The following is an 11858-nucleotide window of genomic DNA, read 5'->3' on the forward strand; positions in this document are numbered from 1 at the left end:
TTCCCGGGTGGCTACAACTCCGGGCCGCGGGTGGCCACCGGCTGCTTCAGTACCAGGAAGCGGCGCATCGCCAGCGAGATGCGGACGGGCCCCTCCTTGGCCGTCCGGTCGACGAGCCACTCGACGGCCGCCGCGCGGCGCCGGGCCGACGTGGTCGGCAGGTAGAGGGCCGACACGATGACCTCGGCGTCCTGGAGGGTGGCGACCTCGAAGTGGTAGCGCTCGCGGGCGTCCTCGACCTTGCGCAGCCCGGTGCCGATCAGGGCGTCCTTGTAGCCGGTGATCTCGGTGGGGCCGGGGAACCGCGGCAGCGACCTGAGGCGTCCCACCACGCCCAGGGACGTGACCAGGTCGCGGGGGTGCAGCGGCAGGACGGTGGGCGCGGTGAACGCGAACACCCCGCCGGGCCTGAGGACGCGCCCCACCTCGGTGAACAGGGCGTGCGCCGGCTGGATCACCACGGCGCCCATCGAGCTGACCACGGCGTCCACCGACGCGTCGGCCAGCGGCAGGGCGAGGCCGTCAGCGCAGACCCACGGACCCTCCGACCGTTCCGAGGCCAACCGCAGTTCCGACTCGGCCAGGTCGACGCCCAGCACCGTTCGGCCGGGTAGGGCCAGCTCGCGGGACATGGCGCCCGAGCCGCAGGCGAGGTCGACGATCAGCTGGGCGCGCGGGGAGACGGCGCGGGCCAACCAGCGGTAGGGGGTGTGCCCGCCGGCGAGGGTCCTCGACAGCACGGCCTCGGTCACGCCGGGGGCGGCGTCGTGGAAGCCCCGCACGTAGGCGGCCCAGTCGAAACCCTTCCTCATGACTCCCCCTCCAACTCCGCGATGGTCGCCCCGATCTCGCGCAGCAGCCGTCCCGGGCCCATCGTCGCCCCGGCGACGGCCGATACCAGCGCCGCCATGCCCGGCAGCGCCTCGGTCGGGTCGGGCCGGCCCAGCACGTCCCCCGCGGTGAGCGGGTTGCTGCCGTCCGGCCAGGGGGCGACGAGGCGGGTCCAGGTCGCGAGCCACGCCTCGGAGATCTCGGTGGTGCTGGGGACGCCGAAGAAGTGGCCCACCGGGGCGTGGTGCCGCAGGCCCACGATCGGGGACGCCTGGTAGATGATCGCGAGCCGGACGCGGGCGTCCAGGTCGCGCTGCTGGTCGAGGGTGCCGCGGGTGGCCCACGAGCACGGGTTGGGGCAGGTCTCGCCCACGTCGGGCCGCTCCCCCACCGAGGTGGCCTCGTGGTGCATGGCGCAGATGGCCAGCGCTGCGCCTTGGCGACTGTGGAAGCGGTCGAGGTAAGCACGGTAGCCCGCCTCGTCGCCGGAGCAGGCGTGCAGCGCCCGCCGGGCCGTGGTGCGCAGGGCCGAGCCGTGGGGGCAGGCCCTGTCGTTGGTGCCCCAGCGCTCGCTCACGTACTCCCCCAGCACGAGCGGGTCCCCCGCGTGGCCCAGGGTCGACTCCCACGCCAGTTGCGGCAGGTACTCGCCGATGAGGTGCGCCGTCACGACGACCTGCAACGGTTCGTGGCGCTGCGCTCGCAGGTCGAGCACCTCGAGCATCAGCTCGTACAGGGGCACCAGCGAGCCCAGTGCCCCGCGTTCCTCGCTGCGCGGCGCCGCCGGGAAGCAGGCGCCGTTGAGGCCCTCGCGCCACTCCGCGCGCGGGAACGCCGCCGAGATCGACTCGAAGTCCTCGGCGTCCAGGTCGAGGACGCGCTTGGCGGCGGTGGCCAGGTCGCGGGCGCGGACGAGCTCCGGCGTCGCGGCGCCGCGCCGCACCTCGGCGTCCAGGACCGAGGACAGGGCGTCGTACCAGTGCCCCTCCAACAGCGGACGCAGGAGCGCGCGATCCATCAGGGGATGCGCACGAAGAGGTGGTGGGCCACCTCCGCCTCGACCGCCTGCGGGCCGTCGGACGCCGTGAGCTCGAGGCGGTCGCCGGACAGGAGGGCGGTTACGGTCGTTCCGGGCGCGATGCCGGAGCGGTGGAGCAGGGAGATGAGCTCGGGGTCGGCCTGGATGACCTCGGTGAGGCGCTCCACCACGACGCTGAGGGGGGAGCCCGGGCGCAGGACGGTCGCCAGCGTGCAGAGGCCGGCGGTCTCCGGCCCCGACGGGCCGAGCGTGCCGGCCTCGGGGATCGGGTTTCCGTAGGGCGAGCGGGTCGGCGCGTCCAGGATGGCGACGATGCGCTCCTCGACGGCGTCGGAGATCACGTGCTCCCAACGGCAGGCCTCGTCGTGGACGAGTTCCAGCGGCAGCCCGATCACCTCGGTGAGCAGCACCTCGGCCAGGCGGTGCTTGCGCATCACGCTGGTGGCCTTGGCCCGGCCCGCCGGCGTCAGCTGGATCGTCCGGTCGTCAGCGACGTGCAGGAGGCCGTCGCGCTCCATCCGCTGGACGGTCTGGCTGACGGTGGGGCCGCTCTGGGCCAACCGCTCGGCGATGCGCGCGCGCAGGGGCGGGACGCCCTCCTCCTCGAGCTCGTACACCGTACGGAGGTACATCTCGGTAGTGTCGATCAGGTCACTCACGCCGCCTCCTTCTGGCTCGACGTGCCCACCCTAGCGCCGGACGAGGACGACCAGCCCCGCCAGCGCGGCCACGGCCACAGCCGCACCAACGGCGAACGTCGTCCCGGTCTGCTCGAACGTGGCCGTGTCGTCCTCGGCCTCGGCCACCACCGGACGCGGTGCGGCGGCCCGGGTGCGGGCAGGGGCCGGGGTCGCGGTGGGTGCCGGCCCCGGGATCTCGGTGCTCGTCACGAGGCCGCCGGGGCCCATCGCGGTGAGCACGGTGTCGTCAGCCAAGCCCTGGGCGAGCACCTGCCCGGTCTCCTCGACGCCGATCTCCACCTCGCCGATGGGCTCGTGGGTGGTGGCGTCGAGGGTGACCAGCGTGGTCGCGGTGCGCACGACCCAGCGCCCGTCGCGCAGCACGGTGGCGTCGGTGGTCCCGGCCGGGGCGTCCCCCACCCGCTCGAGCACGTTGGGTTCGGAGCTGGACGGCGCGACCGGGGCGGCGTAGATGCCGGGGGCGTCGCCGCCGGTGACGACATAGAGGCGTCCGTCGCGGTCGAGCAGGATCGCGGTGCCGACGTGCACGCCGTCGGGGTAGGTGAGCACGAACGGGACAGCCTTGAGGATGTCCGTGGCCGGCCACGGCTCCATCACCTGGTAGACGGTCACCTCGGGGCGCTCGCCGCCGACGTCGCCCACGTAGAGCTCGCCGGCGTCGTAGGCCAATCCGGTCGCGTTCACGAGGGTGTCGCGGGAGGTCATGTGGCCCTGCACCGCCCCGTCGGCCCCGAGCGCGGTGAGCGAGAGGCGTCCGGACGCCTTGTCGAGCAGCCAGTAGCGGGAGCGCTCATGGTCGGTCGCCATGCCGACCGGGGCGGAGCGGACTGTGAGGGTGAAGGCTTCGGCGGCGCGTGCGGGGGGCGCGCCCGAGAGCAGGGCACCGAAGACGACCAGGAGGAGCAGGAGCACGAGGGCTGCCGTCACGATCCGGTTTCGCGCCTTGAGCTTCACCGCGCCAGTCTAGTCGGCGACCCCCAGAGGGCCTGCCCGGGGTCGCCGTCTGGCAGGCTGGGGCCATGGGCACCGTCAGCCTCCACGCCATCAGCATCGACGAGTTGCGGGACGTCTTCTCGGGCACGGACGCCGCCGTCGACCGCCTGCGCAGCGTCGCGCTCGCGACGTGGCCGCCCGCCCCGGCACCAGGACGCCGCGAGGGCGGGCTGCTCGGCAAGCTCGGCCCCTTCTCCCGGCGCGCGGTGGGCGCACCCGTCGTCCGGCCCGGCGTCCCGACCGGGCGCGACCTCCACGACGTCACCCACGGCCGCGAGGTGCCGCCGGACCGCCGCGAGGCCGCCTGGGCGCTCGTGGACGCCTTCGTCGCCGCCACCGCGCGCGACAGCCTCGCCTTCGAGGCGGACGACCGCACGATCGACGACCTCGACTTCGCGATGGCCGCGGCGGGGCTGCCGAGCAGGTACGGCCTGCGTCAGCTGTTCAAGGGCGACACCGCGCTCCCGATCAAGCTGCTGCCGGGGATGGCCGACGGGTACGTCCGCAACCGTGTGGCCGTGGCCATGGCGTCCGCCTGGGGCGAGGCGGTCGGACAGCTGGAGGGCGAGCACGCCCTCGCCCGCCGCGTGGCGGGCTGGCTGGGCGTCTACACCAACGGCGCCCCAGACGCCGACGAGGCCGGACGCCCAGCGCCCGACCTCGTCGTGTGGTACCGCTGCTGACTAGCTGATCAGCGCGCCGATCACGCCCTCGGCGAAGAACAGCACGAAGGCCGCCGCCACCGCGAACAGCAGCGGGTGCACCTCGCGCGCCTTGCCGCGGACGAGCTTGATGAGCACGTAGAAGATGAAGCCGGCGCCGATGCCCACCGTGATCGAGTAGGTGAACGGCATGGCGATCATCGTGATGAAGGCGGGGAAGCCCTCCTCCGGGTCGGTCCAGTCGACATGGATGACCTGGCTCAGCATCAGGAAGCCGACGAACACCAGTGCGGGCGCCGCGGCCTCGGACGGCACCAGCTTGACCAGCGGGGCCAGGAACAGGCTGAGCAGGAACGCGATCCCCGTGACGACGGAGGCCAAGCCCGTGCGGGCGCCCTCGCCGACGCCGGCGGCCGACTCGATGTAGGAGGTGTTCGACGACACGGACCCGAGGCCACCGGCCACGGCGGCCAGCGAGTCGACCACGAGGATCTCGCGGGTGCGCTCGGGGTTGCCGTCCTCGCCGAGCAGGTTGCCCTCGGCGCCCACGGCCACGATGGTGCCCATCGAGTCGAAGAAGTCGGCCAGCAGCAGCGCGAAGACCGTCATCAGCATGGCGATCGTGACCTCCGGGCCGACGGTGAACGCACCGAAGATGTCCACCCGGCCGAGCAGGGAGAGGTCGGGCAGGCTGAACACGGAACCCTCGATGGCGGGCACGTTGAGCATCCAGCCGGTGGGGTTGGAACCGTCGGGGAGGTTCGCCCCGATCTTCAGCACGGCCTCGAGGATGACCCCCAGCACGGTCAGGCTCACGATCGTGATGAGCATCGCGCCGGGGACGCGGCGCACGAACAGCAGCACGAGCAGGATCAGGCCCACCACGAAGACCGCCATCGGCCAGCCGAGCAGGTGGTTGTTGACGCCCATCTGCAGCAGCGGGCTGCCGGGGCGGACGATGCCGGCGTCGGCCAGGCCGACCAGCGTGATGAACAGGCCGATGCCGACGGCGATTCCGGTGCGCAGCGGGCGCGGCACGGCGCGGAAGACCGCCTCGCGGAACCCAGTGAGCACCAGGACGAGGATGATGATGCCCTCCCACACGACCAGGCCCATGGCCTGCGGCCAGGTGACCTGCGGGGCGATCACGTAGGCGAGCATGGCGTTGAGGCCCAGGCCGGTCGCCAACGCGAGCGGGAAGCGGCCGACCACGCCCATGAGGATTGTCATGATGCCGGCGACCAGGGCCGTCGCGGCCGCGACCATGGCGATGGTGGGCCCGATGTTGGCCGGGTCGGCGGCCGAGAGGCCGCTCACGAGGTTGCCGTCCTTGTCGGGGGTGGTACCGATGATGAGCGGGTTCAGGGCGATGATGTAGGCCATCGTGAAGAAGGTCACGAGGCCGCCGCGGACCTCTTGGGCGATCGACGAACCCCGGCGCGAGATGCCGAAGTACCCGTCGAGCCCGGACGCCGGCGCGACAGGAGCTGTGGTGGAAGACATGGAGCGCAGCCTACGGCCCATCGCTACCGATGGATCGGGCCGTCTCGGGTGTCAGTCGAAAAGCAGGTCGTCGGTGGAGATGGTGTCCCACACCGGACGCGGCAGGTCGACCCCGCGCTGCGGCTCCACGACGTCGGAGTGCGCGCCGCACCCGTGATCGACGGTGACGACGTGCGCGTCCTGCGGCGAGAACTCGTTGGCGCAGACGCCGAACTGGCGGCCCAGCGACCCCGTGAGGCGGACGAAGTAGGCGCAGCCCTGGCAGACGCCCGGCGCCTGCTTGGTCATTTCGTTGTGCGGGCCGCCCTCGCCCTCGACCCAGCGGTCTGCGGCCTCGTCGCGGCCGTACTGGCTCATCACGCGCTCGCGGCCCAGGCCCAGCTCGGCGACCACGGCGCGGGTGGCGGCCCACTCGGCCGGCTCGGTGTCGCGGGCCGAGTCGCCCCCGGTGAAGCCCGCCTCGACGCGCGGGTCGTTGTCGGCGGTCGGCATGAGGACGCCGGGGGTGACGTCGCCGGCCTGGATGCGGTCGGACCACGGCACCCACGCGGGGGCCAGCAGCGCGCCCTCGCCGGGCAGCATGACGACCTCGCTGACGGTGACGACGCGGGCGCGCGCGGCGCGGGCGACGGTCACGGCCCAGCGCCAGCCGTGGTAGCCGGGGTGCTCGACGGCGAAGTAGTGGGTGGCCACGCGGCTGTCCTCGCCCACGACGGCCAGGTGCTCGCCGACGCCGGCGACGTCCGCCCGCCCCTCGGCGGCGGCCCGGGCCAGGTCGACGGCGGCCGCGCAGGCGGCGTCCAGCTCGATTGTCTTCGTCGCCACGCTCACAGCTCCAACTCGTCGGCGACCGCGCGCAGTACCTGGGCGGTCTTGGCGGCGTGCTTGGCGTCGGGGTGCCGGTGGTGCCGGTAGCCGTTGCCGATCGAGTCAAGCATCTTGATCAGGTCCTCGACGATGACGGCCATCGTGTCCGGCGACTTGCGCTGGGCCTTCGACAGCGACACGGGGGCCTCCAGGAGGCGCACCGAGATGGCCTGCTCGCCACGGCGTCCGTCGATGATGCCGAACTCGACGGGCTGGCCCTTCTTCAGGGTCGCCGTGCCCGCGGGCAGCGCGGATGCGTGCACGTACACCTCGTCGCTCCCGCCATCCTTGGCGATGAACCCGAAGCCCTTGTCGGCATCGAAAAACCGCACGCGGCCGGTCGGCATGGCACTCACTCCTGATTGGTCACACTGGGGACCGACTCATCGTACCGGAGCCGGACAACCGGCCGCCACGCGCCCTCGGGTACCCTGAACGCGCACCGCGCGGAAGGAGGATGCCGTGGCCAACTGGACCGACGGCCCCGAGTACGCGCCCACCCACCGCCCCGACGTGTTCGTCGAGCCGGACGCCACGCGCCTGCCCGACCTCGCCCCGCCGGACGTCCCGGCCACGGCACCCGAGCCTCCCGCGCCGCCACATCAGCCCACCTACGCCGCCCCGGACGCCGCGCCGCTGGACGCCGTCGCGCCGCCCAGCGCCCCCACCCGCGACCCGCACCAGGCGTTCGACGTGGCGTCCACCCCGATGACGTCGTGGTCGCCGCGCACGCTGCCTCCGCCCGACGGCGAGCCGGTCCCCCTCGCCCCGCCCGAGGGGGCGCCGCCGATCCCGGCTCCCATCCCGCAGATGGGTCCGGACGGCTACCCGGCCCTGCCGCCCCCGGCCTCGGCGTGGGGTCACGCGCGCGCCCCGCAGGCGCCGGGCCGACCGGTCGATGCTCCCCCGCCGTGGGCACCGCAGCAGCCGTTCCCGCCGGGCGCGCCGCCGCCGCTCTCCAACGTCCCCGGGCCGCCGCCGACGTGGCCGCCGGCCCAGGTGAACCCGGGCGGCTTCCCCCAACCGGGCCCGGCCCCGTGGGAGCGACCCGGCGCGCCGCGTCGCTTCGAGCCCGTCACGGTCGGAGCCATCGCCCGCAACACGACCCCGGCCGTCCTGATCACCCTCGGCGTCGGGGCGCTCGTGGCGCCGCTGTCGCTCGCGCTGCTGTTCGTGGCGTCCGTGCTGGCGGTCCGCGTCCGGTACCGCCGGCGCGTGGTCGGGCGGGTGTTCTCCGGGTCGATCCTGGGCAGCTTCCTGCTGGGGCTGATCGGCCAGTTCAGCTACTACGGGGCGCTCGACCTGTTCACCTGGTACGACGCCTCCACCGGGTGGGCTCAGCTGGCGTGCCTGGCGCTGGTCATCGTCGTCCCGCTCATCGTCGGAGATGCGATGCGCCGGGGAGAGCCGCCCGAGGAGGGCCTGTGAGCGAGCCGTTCCGGTCGCGGACGTTCACGCCTGTTCCCCCCGGGCAGCGCCCGTTCAAGACCCGCCGTGGCGTCCGGGTGGTCGTCACCGACGGGACCCACGTCCTGCTGTTCGCCGACACCGACCCGGGCATCCCGGGGTCGCGGTGGTGGGTGACGCCCGGCGGCGGCATGGACCCGGGCGAGACCGAGGAGCAGACCGCGCTGCGCGAGCTCGAGGAGGAGACCGGGCTGCGGGCCAGCGCGTCCGACCTCGTGGGGCCGGTCATGCGCCGGGTGGCCGCGCACGGCTACTCCGACCAGGTGTGCGAGCAGTCCGAGTGCTTCTACGTGCTGCGCACCGAACGGTTCGAGGTCGACACCGCCGGCCACACCCCCCACGAGCTGCGCACGCTCGCCGGCCACGCGTGGCTCCCGCTCGACGGGCTGGCCGACCTGCCGGACGAGGTCTGGCCGGGCAACCTGCCCGAGGTGGTGGCGTCCGCCGGCACGCCCGACGCGTGGCCCGGCGACGTCGGCCGCGTCGAGGAGTCGACCGTCCCGATCTGAGCCCCCACCGGTCGAGCGCATCAGATGGCAACGCCGGCACGATCCCGCGCGCCGCGACTAACCTTTTCTGGGCCCACCCGAGAGGATCCACCATGCAGAGCAACGTGCCCACCGCCGAGGCGGAGGTGTCGACGAAGTTCCTGCTGCGCTTCATCGTGCTCTCGATCATCGCCGCTGTGCTGACAGTGTCCATCAAGTTCGCGGCCGCCTGGATCACCGGCTCTGTCGGCTTCCTCTCCGACGCCATGGAGTCCATCGTCAACCTGCTCGCCGCCATGGTCGCCCTGTGGGCGCTGATCGTGTCGGGCAAGCCGGCGGACCACAACCACGACTTCGGGCACGGCAAGGCCGAGTACATGTCCTCGCTGGTCGAGGGCGCGCTGATCTTCGTCGCGGCCGCCGGCATCATCGTCACCGCCATCCAGCGCCTGGCGAACCCGCAACCGCTGGAGGAGGTGGGCATCGGCCTCGTGCTGTCGGTGGTGGCCACTCTCATCAACCTGGTGGTAGGGGCCATCCTCGTCCGCGCCGGCCGCAAGCACCGCTCGATCACGCTGGAGGCCGACGGCCACCACCTGCTCACCGACGTGTGGACCACGGTCGGTGTCATCGTCGGCATCGGCCTGCTGTTCGTCTTCCCCGACCAGCTGTGGATCGACCCCGTCGTCGCCCTCGTGGTCGGCGTCAACATCCTCTGGACCGGCGGCAAGCTGCTGCGCCGCTCGTCGGTCGGCCTGCTGGACGCCGCCCTGCCGGCCGAGGAGGTCACCGCGATCCGCTCCGCCATCGACGGCGTGATCGGCGACGACCGGGTCACCGTGACCGACCTGCGCACCCGCGAGTCGGGCCGCCAGCGGTTCGTACAGACCACCGTGGTCGTCCCCGGACACTGGACGGTCGCCCGCAGCCACGACCTGGCCGACGACATCGAGGCGGCCGTAGGTGCGACGTTCCCCGAGTGCCAGACGGTCGTTCACATCGAGCCGGGACGCTCCGACCACCCCGAGCCCCCGCCCGCGGCGCCGGTCCCGGAGGACCACTCGATCTGAGTGGGCGACGGATCTGAGTGACGGGGCTGGGGTGCTGGCGCGTGGGTCGCGTGTCTGAGTGACGCCACTCAGCCCCGGGTGACAGATCTGGCTGACGGATGCCGCGCTGGGGCGCGTGTTTGGTCACTCAGATACGCAACCCGGATTGATGGAGGATCAGCCAGACCCGCCGCACGACCTGTGGATCGTCCGCGTTTTCCACAGGTCCTCGGATTGAGTGACCAGAATCGACCCGGACTGCCCATTGTCACGGCATGCCCCATCCACGATTCCCCGAGATCGATGGTCAACGCGGCTTCGCGACGACCTCGCAGCTCCTCGCCGCCGGCTGGACCTACTCCGCGCTCTCCCACCTGGTCGCCACGACGGGCTCGCGCGTCCTCCCTCGCGTCTACCTCCCCCATCAAAGCCACGTCGCCGTGGACGACATCACCGTGGCCGGCTGGCTCTGGGCCGGCCATGACACTGCCCTCACCGGCACGCGAGCCCTGGCTCGACACGGCCTCGCCCTCACGGCGTTCTCCCCCATCACACGGTTCCTCACCCGGCGGAACGGACGGAACCGCGAAACGATTCACGGCATGGAACTGCGCCGTACACGACGGGCGCCCCGCGCGTCCGTCCGCGACGACATCGCGGTCGCGCCGGTGGAGCGCGCACTGGTGGACGCCGCCCGTTACAAGGAGGCATCGGCCCGGGACATCACCGGTTGGACGATCGCGGCCCTGCAACGAAGGCTCACCACGCTCGACAGGTTGGACGCCGAGGTGACCGCCAGTGGCTGGATCGGCCTCGGCGCCGTCACCGACGGGTGTGCGGCATTCCGCCGCGGCGCCTGGTCGTTGCCCGAGGCCACGCTGGGGACGCTGGTGGCCGAGGACCCCCGGTTCCCGCGCATGCTCCCCAACCCGCGCCTCGAAGATGAGTCGGGCGTGCTCATCGGACGCCCGGACGGGTACTTCGAGGAGGAAGGGGTCGTCGTCCAGGTGCATTCCCGCGCATTCCACGACGGTGAGGCCCCGGACGGCCGAGACCGCTGGAACGCCACCGTCCAGGCGGACAACCGGTACACCGCTGTCGGTCTGGCCGTGATCGGGGTGACGCCGACCGCGCTCGCCGAATCCCCCACACGCTTCCTCGACGAACTCGCTGCCACCTTGGTGACACACAGAGGACGGGCGCCCAAGGGCGTCCGCGTGGTCCTCGACGCGCCCCCGGGCGACAAGTCTGGCTGACGACCCTGCACCCTGGGTGACAAACCTGAGCGGCAGAACCCACGCCCTGGCGTGCAACCGGTCACTCAGGTTTGTCGCCCGGCGCGGGCACCGTCACTCAGGTTGTCGCCCGGCGCGGGAACCGTCACTCAGGTTTGTCGCCCGGCGCGCGAACCGTCACTCAGGCTTGTCGCACAGGCGCGAGGACCGTCACTCAGACACGCCGCACGGCGTGCGCCACCTCCGTGTCGATCAGCGTGCGCCACGAGCGGACGAGGGCCTCGTCGACGTAGGCCTTGCGGGAGCCGCCGGGCCGGACCTGGTCGTCCAGGTGGAACTGCCGGACGCCCGCGCGCGCCAACCACGGCACGTGGTCGGGGTGGAGCTGGCCGTCGGCGACGACCAGGGCCGCGACCTCGGCGTCCGTCTTGGCGCGGCGGACGAGGTCGTCCAGGCCGTGTTCCAGCGTGCGGGCCGAGCCGGCCGTCCGGACGCCGTCGAGGCCCGGCAACCGCCGCGCCGCGGTCCACGCGTCGTCGGAGTCGAGCACGGTGTCGAAGGCGCGGGAGAAGGTCCACGGGCAGGTGAAGCCGTCCATCAGCGCGCCGATGACCTCGGCGTCCACCTCGCCCAGCCCGTTGAGGAACCCGAACACGAGGCCGTCAGCGCCGGCGTCCAGGTAGGCGGCCACCAGGCCGCGCAGCCGGACCAGCTCGCCGCCGTCGGTCGAGTAGCCCTCGCGCAGCCGCACCACCGGTCGCAGGTGGATGTTAGTCCTGTCCCTGATCGCCGCCACCGCGCGTGGTTCGGGCGAACGGGCGTCGTCCACCGGCTCCCCCACAACCTCGAGGCGGTCGGCTCCCCCGGCCTCCGCGGGCACGGCGTCGTGCGCGGCCAGCACCCGGACCTCCAGCGTCCCGCTCATGCCCCCATCTTGCCGGACGCGGTGCGCGAGACCGGGCAGCACCGCCGCACATCGCGCTGCGGGCGTGTCACCGTCCGTTCACCCGGATGCGGTACGAT

The 11858-nt window shown here is 72.8% G+C and carries 13 protein-coding genes; 5 read left to right on the plus strand and 8 right to left on the minus strand.

Annotation, left to right across the window (positions count from 1 at the left end; all coding sequences use genetic code 11):
* Positions 1-11: 11 nt before the first annotated feature.
* From ET989_RS00210 to ET989_RS00225, 4 genes are read right to left on the minus strand one after another with little or no spacing between them, the layout of a single operon-like run.
* Positions 12-812, minus strand: a complete 801-nt coding sequence (locus ET989_RS00210; RefSeq protein ID WP_131166555.1) for a class I SAM-dependent methyltransferase — start codon at positions 810-812, stop codon at positions 12-14.
* The gene (locus ET989_RS00215) at positions 809-1849 is read right to left on the minus strand and encodes a hypothetical protein (protein ID WP_131166556.1); all 1041 of its coding nucleotides are present in this window, start codon (positions 1847-1849) and stop codon (positions 809-811) included. Before ET989_RS00215 ends, ET989_RS00210 begins: the two co-directional genes overlap by 4 nt.
* Positions 1849-2529 (minus strand): metal-dependent transcriptional regulator, encoded by a 681-nt coding sequence (locus ET989_RS00220; RefSeq protein ID WP_131166557.1) that lies wholly within the window; start codon positions 2527-2529, stop codon positions 1849-1851. Before ET989_RS00220 ends, ET989_RS00215 begins: the two co-directional genes overlap by 1 nt.
* A gap of 30 nt (positions 2530-2559) precedes the next feature.
* A complete protein-coding gene (locus ET989_RS00225) occupies positions 2560-3525 on the minus strand; it encodes a hypothetical protein (protein WP_131166558.1) in 966 nt (321 codons plus the stop codon).
* A gap of 65 nt (positions 3526-3590) precedes the next feature.
* Here ET989_RS00225 and ET989_RS00230 point away from each other — a divergent pair, with 65 nt between their 5' ends.
* Positions 3591-4247 carry a hypothetical protein gene (locus ET989_RS00230; protein ID WP_131166559.1) on the plus strand — a complete coding sequence of 219 codons (657 nt, stop codon included), beginning with the start codon at positions 3591-3593 and terminating at the stop codon, positions 4245-4247.
* Here the strand turns inward: ET989_RS00230 and ET989_RS00235 are convergent, their stop codons facing one another.
* The 3 genes from ET989_RS00235 to ET989_RS00245 are packed head-to-tail and all read right to left on the minus strand — an operon-like array spanning position 4248 to position 6943.
* Positions 4248-5729: an NCS2 family permease gene (locus tag ET989_RS00235; RefSeq protein ID WP_131166560.1), complete on the minus strand. Its 1482-nt coding sequence runs from the start codon at positions 5727-5729 to the stop codon at positions 4248-4250. It lies immediately after the preceding gene.
* 51 nt (positions 5730-5780) lie between these two features.
* A complete protein-coding gene (locus ET989_RS00240; RefSeq protein WP_131166561.1) occupies positions 5781-6560 on the minus strand; it encodes a DUF3027 domain-containing protein in 780 nt (259 codons plus the stop codon).
* The gene (locus ET989_RS00245) at positions 6557-6943 is read right to left on the minus strand and encodes a cold-shock protein (RefSeq protein WP_131166562.1); all 387 of its coding nucleotides are present in this window, start codon (positions 6941-6943) and stop codon (positions 6557-6559) included. Before ET989_RS00245 ends, ET989_RS00240 begins: the two co-directional genes overlap by 4 nt.
* Before the next feature lie 115 nt (positions 6944-7058).
* On the opposite strand from ET989_RS00245, the gene ET989_RS00250 reads away from it, so the two are divergent.
* The 4 genes from ET989_RS00250 (at position 7059) to ET989_RS00265 (ending at position 10856) form a co-directional block, all read left to right on the plus strand.
* Complete coding sequence (locus tag ET989_RS00250; RefSeq protein WP_131166563.1) at positions 7059-8024, plus strand: hypothetical protein; 966 nt, start codon at positions 7059-7061, stop codon at positions 8022-8024.
* A complete protein-coding gene (locus ET989_RS00255) occupies positions 8021-8572 on the plus strand; it encodes an NUDIX hydrolase (RefSeq protein WP_131166564.1) in 552 nt (183 codons plus the stop codon). The genes ET989_RS00250 and ET989_RS00255 overlap by 4 nt, the downstream gene beginning before the upstream one ends.
* A 92-nt stretch (positions 8573-8664) precedes the next feature.
* Positions 8665-9621: a cation diffusion facilitator family transporter gene (locus ET989_RS00260; protein ID WP_131166565.1), complete on the plus strand. Its 957-nt coding sequence runs from the start codon at positions 8665-8667 to the stop codon at positions 9619-9621.
* A 254-nt stretch (positions 9622-9875) separates the two neighbouring features.
* A complete protein-coding gene (locus ET989_RS00265) occupies positions 9876-10856 on the plus strand; it encodes a hypothetical protein (protein WP_131166566.1) in 981 nt (326 codons plus the stop codon).
* A 193-nt stretch (positions 10857-11049) separates the two neighbouring features.
* Here the strand turns inward: ET989_RS00265 and ET989_RS00270 are convergent, their stop codons facing one another.
* Positions 11050-11760 (minus strand): copper homeostasis protein CutC, encoded by a 711-nt coding sequence (locus ET989_RS00270; protein ID WP_131166567.1) that lies wholly within the window; start codon positions 11758-11760, stop codon positions 11050-11052.
* Positions 11761-11858 lie beyond the last annotated feature (98 nt).

It is taken from the genome of Propioniciclava sinopodophylli, from assembly GCF_004324755.1.
GTDB classification, from domain to species: domain Bacteria; phylum Actinomycetota; class Actinomycetes; order Propionibacteriales; family Propionibacteriaceae; genus Propioniciclava; species Propioniciclava sinopodophylli.

What these genes read in the sequence shown, in the direction of transcription:
- ET989_RS00210 (WP_131166555.1), bottom strand. Translation starts at nt 812, where the DNA reads ATGAGGAAGGGTTTCGACTGGGCCGCCTACGTGCGGGGCTTCCACGAC.
- ET989_RS00215 (WP_131166556.1), bottom strand. Translation starts at nt 1,849, where the DNA reads ATGGATCGCGCGCTCCTGCGTCCGCTGTTGGAGGGGCACTGGTACGAC.
- ET989_RS00230 (WP_131166559.1), top strand. Translation starts at nt 3,591, where the DNA reads ATGGGCACCGTCAGCCTCCACGCCATCAGCATCGACGAGTTGCGGGAC.
- ET989_RS00235 (WP_131166560.1), bottom strand. Translation starts at nt 5,729, where the DNA reads ATGTCTTCCACCACAGCTCCTGTCGCGCCGGCGTCCGGGCTCGACGGG.
- ET989_RS00245 (WP_131166562.1), bottom strand. Translation starts at nt 6,943, where the DNA reads ATGCCGACCGGCCGCGTGCGGTTTTTCGATGCCGACAAGGGCTTCGGG.
- ET989_RS00260 (WP_131166565.1), top strand. Translation starts at nt 8,665, where the DNA reads ATGCAGAGCAACGTGCCCACCGCCGAGGCGGAGGTGTCGACGAAGTTC.
- ET989_RS00265 (WP_131166566.1), top strand. Translation starts at nt 9,876, where the DNA reads ATGCCCCATCCACGATTCCCCGAGATCGATGGTCAACGCGGCTTCGCG.
- ET989_RS00270 (WP_131166567.1), bottom strand. Translation starts at nt 11,760, where the DNA reads ATGAGCGGGACGCTGGAGGTCCGGGTGCTGGCCGCGCACGACGCCGTG.